The 14,286-nt window shown below is 73.5% G+C and carries 13 protein-coding genes; 6 read left to right on the top strand and 7 right to left on the bottom strand.

Annotated features, from left to right (window positions below):
* Nucleotides 1–85: 85 nt before the first annotated feature.
* The 3 genes from IEZ00_RS27850 to IEZ00_RS27840 all read left to right on the top strand — a co-directional run bounded on the left by IEZ00_RS27850 (nt 86) and on the right by IEZ00_RS27840 (nt 2,498).
* Nucleotides 86–847, top strand: coding sequence for a class I SAM-dependent methyltransferase (locus IEZ00_RS27850; RefSeq protein WP_209617958.1), 762 nt, complete (start codon nt 86–88; stop codon nt 845–847).
* A gap of 73 nt (nt 848–920) precedes the next feature.
* Nucleotides 921–1,721 (top strand): inositol monophosphatase family protein, encoded by an 801-nt coding sequence (locus IEZ00_RS27845; RefSeq protein ID WP_229796153.1) that lies wholly within the window; start codon nt 921–923, stop codon nt 1,719–1,721.
* Nucleotides 1,722–1,769: 48 nt separating this feature from the next.
* Nucleotides 1,770–2,498 carry a uracil-DNA glycosylase gene (locus IEZ00_RS27840; protein ID WP_276530112.1) on the top strand — a complete coding sequence of 243 codons (729 nt, stop codon included), beginning with the start codon at nt 1,770–1,772 and terminating at the stop codon, nt 2,496–2,498.
* Here the strand turns inward: IEZ00_RS27840 and lspA are convergent.
* Nucleotides 2,467–2,955, bottom strand: coding sequence for a signal peptidase II (lspA, locus tag IEZ00_RS27835; protein WP_189226310.1), 489 nt, complete (start codon nt 2,953–2,955; stop codon nt 2,467–2,469). The genes IEZ00_RS27840 and lspA overlap by 32 nt on opposite strands.
* An 85-nt stretch (nt 2,956–3,040) precedes the next feature.
* Between lspA and IEZ00_RS27830 the strand changes: the two genes are divergently transcribed.
* Nucleotides 3,041–3,793 (top strand): class I SAM-dependent methyltransferase, encoded by a 753-nt coding sequence (locus tag IEZ00_RS27830; protein WP_189226309.1) that lies wholly within the window; start codon nt 3,041–3,043, stop codon nt 3,791–3,793.
* A gap of 175 nt (nt 3,794–3,968) precedes the next feature.
* Here IEZ00_RS27830 and IEZ00_RS27825 read toward each other — a convergent pair whose 3' ends face one another.
* The 4 genes from IEZ00_RS27825 to IEZ00_RS27810 all read right to left on the bottom strand — a co-directional run bounded on the left by IEZ00_RS27825 (nt 3,969) and on the right by IEZ00_RS27810 (nt 9,902).
* The gene (locus IEZ00_RS27825) at nt 3,969–4,901 is read right to left on the bottom strand and encodes an NADP-dependent oxidoreductase (RefSeq protein ID WP_189226308.1); all 933 of its coding nucleotides are present in this window, start codon (nt 4,899–4,901) and stop codon (nt 3,969–3,971) included.
* A gap of 127 nt (nt 4,902–5,028) precedes the next feature.
* Nucleotides 5,029–5,715 carry an SGNH/GDSL hydrolase family protein gene (locus IEZ00_RS27820; RefSeq protein WP_229796152.1) on the bottom strand — a complete coding sequence of 229 codons (687 nt, stop codon included), beginning with the start codon at nt 5,713–5,715 and terminating at the stop codon, nt 5,029–5,031.
* A 136-nt stretch (nt 5,716–5,851) separates the two neighbouring features.
* On the bottom strand, nt 5,852–9,292 hold the full coding sequence (locus IEZ00_RS27815) for a hypothetical protein (RefSeq protein ID WP_189226306.1): 3,441 nt from the start codon (nt 9,290–9,292) through the stop codon (nt 5,852–5,854).
* A gap of 181 nt (nt 9,293–9,473) precedes the next feature.
* Complete coding sequence (locus IEZ00_RS27810) at nt 9,474–9,902, bottom strand: hypothetical protein (protein ID WP_189226305.1); 429 nt, start codon at nt 9,900–9,902, stop codon at nt 9,474–9,476.
* 165 nt (nt 9,903–10,067) lie between these two features.
* Here IEZ00_RS27810 and IEZ00_RS27805 point away from each other — a divergent pair, with 165 nt between their 5' ends.
* On the top strand, nt 10,068–10,877 hold the full coding sequence (locus tag IEZ00_RS27805; protein ID WP_189226304.1) for an MBL fold metallo-hydrolase: 810 nt from the start codon (nt 10,068–10,070) through the stop codon (nt 10,875–10,877).
* A 22-nt stretch (nt 10,878–10,899) separates the two neighbouring features.
* Here the strand turns inward: IEZ00_RS27805 and IEZ00_RS27800 are convergent, their stop codons facing one another.
* Together IEZ00_RS27800 and argG are read right to left on the bottom strand one after the other, a co-directional pair.
* Complete coding sequence (locus tag IEZ00_RS27800) at nt 10,900–11,622, bottom strand: VOC family protein (RefSeq protein ID WP_189226303.1); 723 nt, start codon at nt 11,620–11,622, stop codon at nt 10,900–10,902.
* Between the two features lie 179 nt (nt 11,623–11,801).
* Nucleotides 11,802–13,250, bottom strand: a complete 1,449-nt coding sequence (gene argG / locus IEZ00_RS27795; RefSeq protein WP_189226302.1) for an argininosuccinate synthase — start codon at nt 13,248–13,250, stop codon at nt 11,802–11,804.
* Between the two features lie 169 nt (nt 13,251–13,419).
* Between argG and IEZ00_RS27790 the strand changes: the two genes are divergently transcribed.
* A complete protein-coding gene (locus IEZ00_RS27790) occupies nt 13,420–14,229 on the top strand; it encodes an IclR family transcriptional regulator domain-containing protein (protein WP_189226301.1) in 810 nt (269 codons plus the stop codon).
* Nucleotides 14,230–14,286 lie beyond the last annotated feature (57 nt).

The following is a 14,286-nucleotide window of genomic DNA, read 5'->3' as shown; positions in this document are numbered from 1 at the left end:
GTGGGCATGTGCCCACTAAGGTGGGCACATGCCCACTTTACCTCCTGAGCAGTCCCCTCCCCCCGAACCGCACCGGCAGCGGGGGATGGCGGAGTCCTTCGGGGTGGACGCCGAGCGCTACGACCGGACCCGCCCGCCCTATCCCGAGGCGCTGGTGCGGCGCGTGGTCACCGCCAGTCCGGGGAAAGCCGTGCTCGACGTCGGCTGCGGCACCGGCATAGCGGCCCGGCAGTTCCGCGACGCGGGCTGCCACGTGCTGGGCGTCGAGCCCGACGCGCGGATGGCGGAGTTCGCGCGGCGCGGCGGGATCGCGGTCGAGGTGGCGACGTTCGAGGACTGGGACGCCGGAGCCCGGCGGTTCGACGCGGTCGTCGCCGGGCAGGCGTGGCACTGGGTGGACCCGGTCGCGGGCGCGGCCAAGGCGGTGGGGGTGCTGCGCCCCGGCGGCAGGCTGGCCGCGTTCTGGCACGCCTTCGAGCTGCCCGCCGAGGTGACCGACGCCTTGGCCGCGGCCTACCGGCAAGCGCTGCCCGACCTGCCGCTCGACCCGCGGGCGACGCGGCGGGAGGAGGCGTACGAGGCGCTGCTCGACCGGGCCGCCGACGGGATGCGGGCAGCGGGCGGGTTCGGCGCGCCCGAGCGGTGGCGGTTCGACTGGGAGCGGACCTACACCCGTGACGAGTGGCTGGACCAGCTGCCCACCTCCGGTGTCTTCACCCGGCTCCCGGCGGACGGGCTGGCGCGGGTGCTGGAAGCCGTCGGGGCCGCTGTCGACGAGGTGGGCGGCGGTTTCACGGCGCGCTACGCCACGAAGGTGATCACCGCCGTGCGCACGGGTGACGCCTGACCCCTTGCCCGTGGTGGCAACCCGGCGACCGCCCGCGCGTCCCCTCGGTATGAGCCCCAGCGGTGCTCCACCTGTGGACCGGGAAGTCCTGGATTTCGCCGTCGACCTGGCCGAGCGGGCGGGCGCGCTGGCCGCCGAGCGGTTCTTCGGCGGTGGAGCGCGGGTCCCGCTCAAGCCGGACGGCAGCGAGGTCACCGAGGCCGACGCGGCCGTGGAGGAGCTGATCCGGGCGGAACTCGCCAGGCACGTCCCCGACGACGGGGTCCACGGCGAGGAGGGCGGTGCGAGCGAGGGCACCTCGGGCCGCCGCTGGGTGATCGACCCGATCGACGGCACCTACTGCTTCGCGCGCGGAATCCCGCTGTTCAGCACGACGCTCGCGGTCGAGGACGAGCACGGCCCCGCCGTCGGCGTCATCCACGAGCCGGTCACCGGGCGGACCACGTTCGCGGGCCGCGGGCGCGGTTGCCTGCGGTCGGTCGGTGCGCGGGTGGTGCCCGTGCGGGTCAGCGACCGGGCCGTGCTCGGCGGTGCCCGGACGGCGGCGGCCAACCCCGGCACGTGGTCGGAGCAGTTGCTGCTCGCCCTGCACCGCGAGGTCTTCCTCCTCCCGCTCGGCGACACCGCCTGCCTGGTGGCGGGTGAGCTCGACGCGTTCGTGGTCGCCGGAGCGCCGGTGGGCTACGAGGACCTGGCCCCGCTGCCCGTCATCGTGCGGGAGGCGGGCGGTCGGATCACGGACCTCAACGGCGACCCGGTGCTCAGCGGCGACGGGACGGTCCTGGCCACCAACGGCCTGCTGCACGACGACCTGCTCACGCTGGTCAGAGGTGTCCCGCACGCCCGCGACCGGCGGACCTCGAACGGGGCGTAGCCGCGACCTCGCGGGCAGCCGCCCGCCGGTCGTGGTGCACTGTCATCCGTGACCGGATCGGAGGACGGGGCGATCGCGCTGACCCGCGTCGGCGAGCGCATCGCGTCGTGCGCGCTGTGCCCGAGGCTGGTCCGGTGGCGCCGGGAGGTCGCCGACGCGCCACCGGCCCGGCACGCGGGGGAGAGGTACTGGGCCCGACCGGTGCCCGGCTTCGGTGACCCGCGCGCGCGGATCTGCGTGCTGGGGTTGGCCACCGCCGCGCACGGCGGCAACCGCACCGGTCGCGCCTTCACCGGCAACCCCACCGGGGACTGGGTGGTGCGCGCCCTGCACCGGGCCGGGCTGGCCAACCAGCCGACCTCCCGGCACCGCGGCGACGGGCTGCGCCTGGAGGGGGCGTGGGCGGGGTCGGTGGTGCGCTGCGCCCCACCGGGCAACCGGCCGACGCCCGTCGAGCGGGACACCTGCCTGGCGCACCTGTCGGAGGAGGTGGCGGCGCTGGCCGAATTGCGGGTGCTGGTGGCGTTGGGCGGGTTCGCGTGGGACGCCGTGGCGCGGTGGGCCGGGGCGCGGCCCAAGCCCCGGTTCGGCCACGGCGTCGAACACCGCCTGGACTCGGGGCTGGTGCTGCTGGGCGGCTACCACCCCAGCAGGCAGAACACCAACACCGGTGTGCTCACCGAGGCGATGCTGGACGCGGTGCTCGCGCGGGCCGTGGACATCGCCTGGCCGCGGCGGGCGGGGGTCACCGGTGTTCGGCTCGCGGGACCAGGCTGAGCAGGACGAGCACGCCCGCGCCGACCGTCAGCGCGATGTCGGCGACGTTGCCGACGAACCAGCCGTTGTAGTCGATGAAGTCGACGACGTGCCCCCGCGCGAATCCGGGGGCGCGGAACAGCCGGTCGCACAGGTGGGTGGTCGCACCGCCCAGCAGCAGGCCCAGCGCCAGCGGCCAGCCCCGAGGCTGCGGCCGGGTCGCCATGCGGACCAGCACGACCACCGCCACCGCGGCCAGCACGGTGAACACCCACGTCGCGCCGGTGCCGATGGAGAACGCCGCACCGGGGTTGTAGAGCAGCCGGAACCGCAGGAAGTCGCCGATCAGCGGAATGCGCCGACCGTCGGAGAGCGCGGACTCGGCCCAGAACTTCGTCGCCTGGTCGACGACGAAGACAAGCGCGGCCAAGGCCACCACGAACGGCAGGCGTCGGGAGGACGGGGGAGTGGCAGCCATCGCGGGCGAGGTTAACAGAGGGCTGATCGGGCCCGCGTCGATAACCGTTGGACGCGGACGCGCGCCCGGCACCAGGATCGGCGCCATGCGCCAGGACGAGATCTGGGACGTCGAAGCGGCCGAGAACTACGACACCCCCGGCACGGGCGTGTTCGCCCCCGAGGTCCTGACACCGATGGTCGACCGCCTCGCCGAACTCGCCGGTGGCGGCCGAGCGCTGGAGTTCGCCATCGGGACCGGTCGGGTCGCCGTCCCGCTGGCGGAGCGCGGCGTGCCCGTGGCGGGCATCGAGCTGTCCCGCCCGATGATCGCCCAGCTGCGCGAGAAGGTGGACGAGGCAACCGTGCCGGTGGTCGTCGGCGACATGGCCACCGCCACCGCGCCGGGCGAGCACACCCTGGTCTACCTCGTCTACAACACCATCTCCAACCTGCTGACCCAGGCCGAGCAGGTCGAGTGCTTCCGCAACGCGGCACGTCACCTCGTGCCCGGCGGCCGGTTCGTCGTCGAGCTGGGGGTGCCGGACCTGCGCACGCTCCCGCCGGGGCAGCGGGCCACGGTCTGGCACACCGAGGACGGGTACATCGGACTGGACACCTACGACGTGCTCAACCAGCACCTGGTCTCCCACCACTTCCGCTTCGGCGAGGGCAGGCAGGCACGCCTGTTCCGCAGCCCGCACCGCTACATCTGGCCCGCCGAGATGGACCTGATGGCCCAGCTGGCCGGGTTCGAGCTGGAGAGCAGGCACGCGGACTGGGCGGGCGCGGAGTTCACCGGGGAATCCGACTCGCACGTGTCGGTCTACCGGCTGCCCCCGGCCGCCGACCGCGCCTGACGCGCTCTTCGCCCATCCCGGCCCGGCGGCCACCTCGTGTCCGAGACCAGGCGAACCGCGCGTTCGGACACCACGAGCCGAGCGTCCAGGCACCGCGAACCGAGCGTTCGGAACGCCGGGTAGTGGATAGCGGCCCGCGCGGAGGCGTCGGGTAGTACTTGCCGACGTGGTGGGGTCAGAAGGTGATGACGGCTCGGCCGCGCAGGCCGCCCGCTTCCATCAGCCGGTGCGCCTCGGCGGCTCGCTCGGGCGGGTACTCACCCGCCACGCGCAGCCGCAGCCGACCGGAGGAAGCCAGCTCGCGCAGCCGCTCCAACCAGTCGGTGTGGGTCAGCGCCTCGCCCACCATGACCTGGTGGACGGTGATCCCGCGCTCGGTCCGCTCGGGCCGCCAGCCGCGGACGACCACCATGCCGCCGCCGTCCCGGATCGCGCCGAACACCCGTTCGTGCAGCAGCGCGGTGTCGTAGAGGCCGTCCGCGCCGTCCGGGGCGTGCTCGCGCACCGCTTGGACGAACCCGTCGCCGCGCGGGACGACGTGGTCGGCGCCGAAGCCGCGCACCAGCTCCTCGTCCTCGGGCTTGGCGTCGGCGACCACCACCAGCTCCGCCCGCTTGGCCAGCGGGATCACGTACGAGGCGAGCAGCCCCGCCCCGCCGGTCACCGCGAGCACGTCGCCGGGCCGCAGGCCCAGCAGTTCCAGGCCGAGCAGGGCGGTGAGTCCGTTCATCGGCAGCGTCGCGGCTTGCGGCAGCGAGGCCCCCTCCGGGATCGGCACGACCGACGCCTCCGGCACGACCAGCAGTTCCGACTGCGCCCCGCCCTCGGGGCGGCGCGGCGAGACCACCGCCATCACCTCGTCGCCGACGCGCAGCCGCCGCACGCCGGGGCCGACGCTCTCCACCGTTCCCGCCGCGTCCATGCCGGGCACCCACGGAGGCGGCAGGTCCGGGGTGCCCAGCTCGCGCAGTCCGACGTCGGTCGGGTTGACCGCCGCGGCGCGCACGGCGACGCGCACCTCGCCCTCGCCCGGTTCGCGCACGTCGCGGTCGACGACGGCCAGCACCTCGGGGCCGCCGCGCTCGGTGATGCCCACTGCCCGTGCCATGGGGATGTCCTCTCGGTCGAACTCATCCGGTAGGCGCGGATCGCTCCGCACCCCTGGGATCGACCGGTGAGGCGCGGTCAACCGCGCTGTGGCCGAACTCGCTGTGGCCGGACTTGTCGCGACGCGCTCAGGGCGCGCTGATGCTGCCGGGCACCGACCGCAGCGCGTCGTACCAGGTGGTGGCCATCTTGCTGTAGCCGCGCGCGTTGGGGTGAACGCCGTCGGCGAGGTCGGCCGTGGTCAGCGCGCTGTACATGTCCACCAGGTGCACCCGCTTGCCCGCGTCGGCCTTGGCTTGCACGATCGGGCGAATCGCGGCGTTGAACGTCCGGACGGTCGAGTCGGCGAAGGACAGCGGGACGATCGTGGCCACGAACAGGTGCGCCTCGGGCGCCTGGGTGGTGATGCGGTCGATCAGGGTGGACAGCCGCGACGGCGCGCCGCCGGGGTTGCCGCCGTACATGTCGTTGGTGCCGATGTGCAGCAGGATGGTCTGCGGGTTGTGGGTGCGCAGCCAGTTGGTGATGTTGCTGTCGATCTGGGCGATGGTCCAGCCCGAGTGCCCCTCGTGGTCGCGGTCGCCGAGGCTGCCGGGGCCGTTGGCCATCGAGCCGACGAAGTCGATGCTGTAGCCGCCGCCGACCAGTTTCTGCCACAGGTCCACGCGGTAGCCGCCGGGCACGTTGAAGCCGTCGGTGATCGAGTCGCCCAACGGCATCACGCGCACCGCGGCGGCGGTCTCGGCGTGGGCGGCGGTGGCGGTGATGGTGGTGGGCAGTGCCGCTCCGGCGGTCAGCGCCACGAGTGCGATCAAGCGTGTGAGCAGGTGCTTCACTGGCTTCCTCCGTGATCCTCGTTGACCAGGCGGCGGATCGAAAGCTTTCGACATCGTGGCAGAAAGTTTCAGTGCGGGCCAGAGCGGAGCCCAGCTGAGACGGCTGCCGCGCGGCTCAGCGCACCGGCATGATCGCCTTCACGTGGAACGCCCCGTCGGGTGAGACTTCGATGACGGGCAGCCTGCGGCCGACCGCGTTGCCGGTGGTGGCGTCCAGCGTGAAGGCACCGCCCGCGCCGAGCACCTGGTTGCGCTCGCGGTCGGAGCGCTCCAGCGCGGCGCGCACCCCCTGGCGGGTGGGCAGCTCGCCCGGTTTCGCCCCGATGGCGGAGCGGCTGATCGCCTCCGTCGTCGCCAGCATCGCGTCGTGCATCATGACGCCCCAGCCGTCGGCGAGGTCGGCGGTGTCGAAGCCGAGCCGCTCGAACTCGGCGGTGAGCCGGTCGAACTCGGTGATCCCCATCCTCCGCGCCGCGTCCGGATCGACGTGCGGGGTGTAGACCACCGCCAAGTCGGGCTGGTCCTCCCTGGGGCGCAGGTCCGGCCTGGTGCGCAGCATCGACGCGTCGGAGCCGGTGACGAGGGTGATGCGCCGCTCCCGCGCGCACCCGCGCTGCCGCAGGTTGTCGATCAGGTCGTCGAGCAGCACCGCCCGCCCCGCGTAGAGCACCGTGTCCGGGGCGCCGTCGCCGCACAGGTCCTTCATGATCTCGCGGAACTGGGTGTCCAGCGCCGCCTCGGTGTCGAACCGGCTCTCCACCGCGATGGACAGCCTGCCCGCCGCCGCGGCCGCCTTGAACTCGTCGTAGAGGGTGCCGGTGTACAGGTCGTCCTCGTTGATGTCGTAGACGAGCATGGTCCTGCTGACGCCCTGCTCGGCCAGGTAGTCCGACAGCACCGCGATCTGGTTGCCGGTGGTGGAGCTGACGCGGGCGAAGCCCTTGAGGTAGCGGGCGGGTTCGCCCGGCTGCGCGGGCGGCTCGACGTGGAACCCGGTGGCGGTCACCACGGAGGCCACCATGGGGATGTCCGCCGCGGACAGCGCGCGGGCGGTCTGCTGGGCGTTGGTGGTGCTCTGGCCGACCCCGATCACCCCGACCAGCCGCTGCGCCTCGGCCGAGTCCACCAGCTGGTCCACCACCGCGCGCCACTCCTGCTGCGCGCTGCCGGGGTTGGCCAGCAGCAACCGGACCTTCGGCTCGCGCTTGTCCTCGTTCGCCGCCAGCTGGGCGACGTGGGCGCCCTCCAGCTGGGCGCGCACCCGCTGCCACGTCACGCTGCCCACGTCGGTGGGCAGCAGCGGGGTGAGCAGGGCGACCGTGACGTGCGGGAGCGCCTCCACGCGCCGGTTCTCCTCCAGGATCCGCCGCTGCACCGCGGCGAGCCGGTCGTCGAAGACGTACGAGCCGTCGGTGACGCCGACGCACTCACCGCCCCGGTTCTGCACGCCCGCGCCGCAGCGGGTGAACAGGTTGACCCCGACGACGACCGCGGCGCCCACCACCAGCGCCAGCACCGCGGCGACCGCCACCAGCCGGACGCGCTTGCGGCGCAACGCGCGCTTGGGGACCGGAGGGGTGAAGTCGGGCGGCGCCTGCTCCCGAGCGGTGACCTGGCGCCGGGGGCGGCCCGGCACGGCGGTGTCCCCCGCCTCGGCCTTGGTCTCCACCAGCGCGGCGGCTTTCAGGAAGTCGTTGCGCGCCACGCCCGGCTGCTGGGCCAGCGTCCGCAGGTCCCACGCCGCGCTGTTGTAGAGCTCCGCGCGGTCCGCTGTGGACAGCGGGTCGTTCGCGATCCACAGCGCCGCCACGACGCGGGCCGTGGTGCGACCGGGCTCCTGCGCCGGACCGGTGCGGCCCGCCGCGGCCAGCACCCGCGCGGGGTCGCTCTCGTCGGTGTCGAGGTCGTTGGGGGCGGTGGTGACCGCCTCCAGCTCGGCGAACCACGCCCGTGAGTCGGGTAATCGCCGCTGCAACCCCTCCACGACCGCGTCGACGTCCCGCAGCGCGAGCGCGTGGTAGGAGCGGTCGGACTCCCTGCCGTTGTCTCGCAACCAGGTGTGCGCGGCCGTCCACCGCTGCGGCTCGGCGGCCAGGCGGCGCAGCAGCAGGTGCCGCAGGGCGGGCAGCATGACCTGGCGGCCGGTGCCGGGATCGCGGACCCGCAACTCGGCGGGCACGAGTTCGACACCGCCGTGCTGGCGCGGCACCAGGCCGCTGCGCGCCAGTTCGTCGGCCTGCTCGACGTCCCTGGCGGCGGCGCAGGTCTCCAAGCGGGCCAGCAGTTCCGGCGTCGGCGAGCCGAGCAGCTCCCGCAGCAGCCGCTCCCCGACGGTGACCGGCTCCTCGTCCACCGGTCCCCGCCAGCGCGCCGCCAGCAGCCGCTTCAGCGGCGGGGTGTCGCCGGTGCTGTCGCCGACGGCCTTGACGACCACGGCGGTCGCGGCGGGGTGGCCCCTGGTGAAGCGGTAGACCTCGGCGGCGACCGCGCGGCGCGTGTTGAGCCGGGGCCCCGCGACGTCGGCGACCATGTCCCTGACCTCGTCCGAGGTCAGGTCGCGCAGCGCCACCGGGTAGGAGTCGCTCTCGTACTCGCCCTGCCTGCGCTCCAGGTAGTCCTGGTAGCTCCCCTCCTCGGCGAACGGGATCTCCTCGTCCGGCGCCAGGTGCCAGGCCACGCCGCCCGCGCTGGTGGCCACCGCGGTCAGCGGGTCGGGCTCGCCGCGGCGGGCGTCGGCGAGCGCGCGGTAGAGCAGCCTGCCCGGCCTGCTGTCGAGGTCGTCCAGCAGCAGCACGCAGTTCATCGACCAGGTGCGGGCGCGCCCCTTGGCGAACGCGGCCCGCAGGTCGGCCAGGAAGGCCGCCCACAGCAGCTCGGTGGCCTCCTTGCGGTCCGCCTCGGTCGCGTCCTCGCGGGTGAGCAGGTTGAGCCGGACCAGCTCGTCGTAGGCCTGGTTGCCGGAGCCGTACCACTCCAACCCCTCGCCGAGCACGACGCGACGGCCCCGCCGCCACGACACCAGGCCCTCCAGCAGCAGCTTCGACGCGTACCGGGCGGCGGCGACCGCCCCCGGCACCCCGGTCACCGCGGGCACCGCGCCGCTGACGTCCTGCGCGAGCTCGTCCAGGAAGGTGCGCAGCTGGTCGACCCGCCGGGCGTTCTCCAGCGCCTCGCGGACCCGCATGCGCGCGGCCTGGCCGGGGGAGTCGACCTGCGCGGAGATGGCGACCTGGGCGGTGACGAAGCGGGGGAACGGGATCGCCCGGTAGCCCGCGCAGTTGCGGTTGAGGTCGAAGGCCAGCAGCGGCAGCACCTCCCACGCGGTGCTGCTCTTGAGCGCGCCGCAGTTCACGCGCGCGTAGGGCACCTTGCCCCGGAGGTGGCTCTCCACCGCGTCCAGCAGCGCGGTCTTCCCGCAGCCCTTCGGGCCGGTGAAGATCAGCACCGGGGTGCGGCGGGTGGTCGGGTAGCCCTTCGGCTCCGGCCGGGTGGCGAACTCGCGGACCAGCGCGACGGCTCGGTGCCTGCCGGGCGGGTTGAACGGGTTCTCAGCCATCGGTACCCCCACCAACGAGCGCGAGTGAACATGATCGCCCCCTGCCGGGGCCGTGTCACGACTCCGACGGGGTGGCCGGACCTCCCGCGCGAGCGGTGACCGCCCCGGAAGGAATCGCCGTGGCGGGGGCGGTCGTTTCACCGGGTCCGCGCGGTCGTCGCGCGGACCCGGCGCCCTGGTATTAGAAGTGCGGGTCGAGGAACGTGCCCCACGTGTAGGTGGTGGACGAGTGGATCGTCCAGGTCGTGCTGGTGATCGCGTCCGCCCAACCGGGGGTGTCCGGGTCCAGGACGGAAGTCTGGATGTAGTAGCCGTACTCGGGCTTCAGGCAGGTGTCCCAGGTGTACCAGCCGGAGCCCAGTTCGAGGTTGGGGCGAGTGCTCCTGGTGGTGCTGTTCATGCGCAGACCCCAGTCGTAGCGGCCCTCGCGCAGGTAGAGGTGGCGCTCCGTGCACGACCTCGGCATACCGCTGTTGGGGATGGCCGCCAGGTGCTGGGTCTTGGTCAGGTGAGCGGTCTCCGCCGCCGCCGCCGCCGTGCCGGGCAGGGCGACGGCGGCCACCCCCGCGGCGAACGACAGGCTCGCCAGCGCGCGCAGCAGTCTTGTCACGACAGGTCCTCCTGATCCGGTGGTGTCGCGGCTGCCAGGGGCCGTCCGGTCCCCGCGAGCACCGCGGACTTCGTGCCCACAGTGGCCTCGCGCGGCGGGACCGGTCCCACGCCTATCTTCGGATCAGCCCACCACCGCATCCCGGCAGAAGAGGAGACAGCACCGATGACCGACGGACGCTGGATCGAGGTCGCCGACCACGTGCACGCGCGCCGCTACGGCGAACTCGACCTCACCGTCGGGCTGGTGGTCGGCGACGACGCCTGCCTGGTGGTCGACAGCAGGGGCGACGTGGCGCAAGGCGCGGAACTCGCCGCGGCGGTGCGCGGGATCACCGCACTGCCGTGGACCCTGGTCTACACCCACGCGCACTTCGACCACTGCTTCGGCACGACCCCGTTCCTGCCGTGCGAGGTCTGGGCCCACCAGGGCTGCGCGGGTGAACTCGCGGCCCACGGCGAGACCTCGCGCCTGAAGTGGGCCGCCGACTACCGCGCCCAGGGCAAGACCGGGATCGCCGACGCGCTGCGGAACACGACGATCACCCCGCCGAACCGCCTCCTGCGCACCGACGCCGAACTGGACCTCGGCGGCCGGGTGGTGCGGTTGGTCCACCTCGGCCCCGCCCACACCGATCACGACGTGCTGGTGCACGTGCCCGACGTGGGCGTCGTCTTCGCGGGCGACGTCGTCGAGCACGGCCCGCACGGCTGGACCGCCGAGTCCTTCGGCGTCGACGCGCACCTCGCGGACTGGCCCGCGGCGCTCGACGCGCTCCTGGCGCTCTCGCCCCGCGTCGTCGTCGCCGGGCACGGCGACCCCGTCGACGCGGCCTTCGTCGCCCGGCACCGCGACGGGCTCGCCCGGCTCGTCGCGCTCAGGACCGCCGTCGCGGCGGGGGAGCTCACCGACGGCGAAGCCCTCGCGCGCTCCCCGTATCCCGAGGACGTGACCAGGGCGGCGCTGGCGCTGTGACATCCGCGGGCGTGGCGGTCGGTCAGGGCGTTGGGCGGGGATCGGGGGAGCGCAGCCGGAAGGTCAAGCCCTCCGGGCTGCTCAGTCGCAGCGTGGGGCGGTCCGGGTGTCGCGACTGGGAGAGGACGCCGCGGCCGCGTGCGCGAGCGGCGACGCGGTCGAGGTCGGCGACGGTGAGGGCGAGTTCCCACCGAGGAGCGGTGAACTCCGAGGTGGACTCGGCGGCGAACTCCGCGGCGCGCGGGGGTGTGCCGAGCACCCGCTGGTAGAACTCCTGCGCCCGGACCGGATCGGCGCAAGCGAGGACCATGCGCTCCGGCACGCCGGTCGCGTTCGGCGGGAACGCCCACCCGCTGAACTCCCGCGCCTGCCACAAGGAGAAGGCCGCGCCGACGGGATCGACCAGAGTGGACACACGACCCAGCCCGCCCGCGTCGAAGGGACCGACCACGAGCCTCGCGCCGTGCCGCACCGCTGTCGCGGTGGCGCCGTCGACGTCGTCGACCGCGAGGTAGTAGGCGATGTGCGCGGGGGTACCGGGCGGGTAGACCGGGTTCGCCAGGTCGCTCATCCCGCCGATCCGGTGATCGTCGATGAAGATCGTGGTCGTGGGACGCCCATCCACCTCCTCGGTGGCGAACCGCCAACCCAGTACCCCCGAGAAGAAGTCGGCCGTGCCGGGGACGTCGTGGGTCTTGAGGTCCATCCAGCAGAACTCGCCGGTAGAGCCGAGGCGGGGGTCCATCGCGCTGCTCCTTGTCTCCGGCGGACCGTTATACCCCTGCTCGGACGAACACGTGAGCGGATTTCCCCGCGGCCCCGTTCGCGCTCGGCGCCTGCCCGCGAGATGGCCGCCCTGCGGGCGTTTGTGGACCGACGCGAGCGGTGACGGGCGGGCGGCACCACGCCGCCCGCCCGGTTCGCTCAGTCGTTGCCGGACTCGATCGCGGCGAGGTCGAGCAGCTGCTCGTCCGCCGGGGCCTCGCCGCGGGAGGCGATCGCCTCGGCGCCGCCCGCGGGCATCGCGCCGATCAGCCCGGTGGAGGCCGCCTGCGCGGCGCCGATCAGCATCGGGTGCTTGCTGCCCACCATGCCGATGCCCGCGTACTGCTCCAGCTTGGCGCGGGAGTCGGCGATGTCGAGGTTGCGCATGGTCAGCTGGCCGATGCGGTCCACCGGCCCGAAGGCGGAGTCCTCGGTGCGCTCCATGGACAGCTTGTCCGGGTGGTAGCTGAACGCGGGCCCGGAGGTGTCGAGGATGGAGTAGTCCTCGCCGCGCCGCAGCCGCAGGGTCACCTCGCCGGTGACCGCCGTGCCGACCCAGCGCTGCAGCGACTCGCGCAGCATCAGCGCCTGCGGGTCCAGCCAGCGGCCCTCGTAGAGCAGCCTGCCCAGCCGCCGCCCCTCGTTGTGGTAGCTGGCCAGGGTGTCCTCGTTGTGGATCGCGTTGACCAGCCGCTCGTAGGCCGCGTGCAGCAGCGCCATGCCCGGCGCCTCGTAGATGCCGCGGCTCTTGGCCTCGATGACCCGGTTCTCGATCTGGTCGGACATGCCGAGGCCGTGCCTGCCGCCGATGGCGTTGGCCTCCAGCACCAGGTCGACCGCGGAGGCGAACTCCCTGCCGTTGATGGTCACCGGCCTGCCGTGCTCGAAGCCGATGGTGACGTCCTCGGGGACGATCTCGACCTCGGGGTCCCAGAACCGCACGCCCATGATCGGCTCGACGATCTCGATGCCCGCGTTGAGGTGCTCCAGCGCCTTCGCCTCGTGCGTGGCGCCCCAGATGTTGGCGTCGGTGGAGTAGGCCTTCTCCGTGCTGTCCCGGTAGGGCAGGCCGTGCGCGAGCAGCCACTCCGACATCTCCTTGCGGCCGCCCAGCTCGCTGACGAAGTCGGCGTCCAGCCACGGCTTGTAGATCCGCAGGGAGGGGTTGGCCAGCAGGCCGTAGCGGTAGAACCGCTCGATGTCGTTGCCCTTGAAGGTGGAGCCGTCGCCCCAGATCTGCACGTCGTCCTCGAGCATCGCGCGCACCAGCAGGGTGCCCGTGACCGCCCGGCCCAGCGGGGTGGTGTTGAAGTAGGCCCGGCCGCCGGAGCGGATGTGGAACGCGCCGCAGGCCAGGGCGGCCAGCCCCTCCTCCACCAGCGCGGCCCGGCAGTCGACCAGCCGGGCGACCTCCGCGCCGTACGCCGTGGCGCGACCGGGCACGGAGCCGATGTCGGGCTCGTCGTACTGGCCGATGTCGGCGGTGTACGTGCAGGGCACCGCGCCCTTCTCGCGCATCCACGCGACCGCTACCGAGGTGTCGAGGCCGCCGGAGAAGGCGATCCCGACGCGTTCGCCGACAGGCAGGGAGGTGAGTACCTTGGACACGGTTGAAAGTATATGCACACGTCTGTATGACCATGCAAAGTCGGGGTGGCCGGGTTCCGCGGCACCCGGAGCGCGGCTGGCGCGGTGGTCGCCCGTTTACCCTGGGCGCACGGTCTTGTGGCCGCGTCGTCCTCGCGGTGGCGCGGCCTGCACACGCGAGAGGTCTGCCATGGCACCCCGTCCCGACACCGGTCCGGACTTCATCGAGGCGCTGGCGCGGGGCCTGGACGTGATCCGAGCCTTCCAGCCGCACCGCCCGGTGATGTCGCTCAGCGACGTGGCGGGCGCGACGGGGTTGGCGCGGCCCACCGCGCGGCGCATCCTGCTGACCCTCGCCGAACTGGGCTACGTCCGCCAGGGGGAGGGCGGCTTCGCGCTGACCCCGAGGGTGCTCGAGCTGGGCGTGGCCTACGTGCGGTCGATGGGGCTGTGGGACGTCGCGCGGCCGCACATGGAGCGCCTGGTCGCCAGGACGAACGAGTCGTGCTCGATCGCCCAGCTCGACGGGTCCGACATCGTCTACGTCGCGCGGGTGGCGGTGCCCAAGATCGTCTCGCTGGCGGTGCAGATCGGCACCCGCTTCCCGGCGCTGCAGACCTCGCTGGGCAAGGTGCAGCTGGCCGCGCTGCCCGAGGCGGAGCTGGACGCGGTGCTCGCCCAGCCCACCCGCTCCGGCCTGGTGCCGCGCTGGCGACCCGACCGCGCCGAGCGCGACGCGGTGCTGCGGGAGGTCCGCGCGCGCGGTTGGGCGCTGACCGACGAGCAGTTGGCCCCCGGCATCCGCTCCATCGCCGCGCCGCTGCGCGACGGCGCGGGCCGGGTCGTCGCCGGGGTGAACGTCACCTGCCACGCGGCCGAGACCTCGGTGGAGCGCATGGTGGAGCACCACCTGCCCCTGCTGCTGCACACCGCGGGCGAGATCAGCGCCGACTTCGCGCGGCTGGACACCGCGCCGCACGCAGTGGTCACCGTCGCCTGAGCGCCGGGGGTTGACGCGCACCGGCCGAGGTTGAACACTGCGCCTGCGGACGATTGT

The organism is Saccharothrix coeruleofusca, from assembly GCF_014648515.1.
Classification (GTDB): Bacteria; Actinomycetota; Actinomycetes; order Mycobacteriales; family Pseudonocardiaceae; genus Actinosynnema; species Actinosynnema coeruleofuscum.
The sequence above is the reverse complement of the archived record's forward strand: the minus strand, read 5'-3'. Positions and strand labels throughout refer to the sequence as shown.

Excerpts from the sequence above, each read along its gene's own strand:
- IEZ00_RS27790 (WP_189226301.1), top strand. The coding sequence starts at position 13,420 with ATGGCACCCCGTCCCGACACCGGTCCGGACTTCATCGAGGCGCTGGCG.
- lspA (WP_189226310.1), bottom strand. The coding sequence starts at position 2,955 with ATGGCTGCCACTCCCCCGTCCTCCCGACGCCTGCCGTTCGTGGTGGCC.
- IEZ00_RS27805 (WP_189226304.1), top strand. The coding sequence starts at position 10,068 with ATGACCGACGGACGCTGGATCGAGGTCGCCGACCACGTGCACGCGCGC.
- IEZ00_RS27800 (WP_189226303.1), bottom strand. The coding sequence starts at position 11,622 with ATGGACCCCCGCCTCGGCTCTACCGGCGAGTTCTGCTGGATGGACCTC.
- IEZ00_RS27825 (WP_189226308.1), bottom strand. The coding sequence starts at position 4,901 with ATGGCACGGGCAGTGGGCATCACCGAGCGCGGCGGCCCCGAGGTGCTG.
- IEZ00_RS27830 (WP_189226309.1), top strand. The coding sequence starts at position 3,041 with ATGCGCCAGGACGAGATCTGGGACGTCGAAGCGGCCGAGAACTACGAC.
- IEZ00_RS27815 (WP_189226306.1), bottom strand. The coding sequence starts at position 9,292 with ATGGCTGAGAACCCGTTCAACCCGCCCGGCAGGCACCGAGCCGTCGCG.
- IEZ00_RS27850 (WP_209617958.1), top strand. The coding sequence starts at position 86 with ATGGCGGAGTCCTTCGGGGTGGACGCCGAGCGCTACGACCGGACCCGC.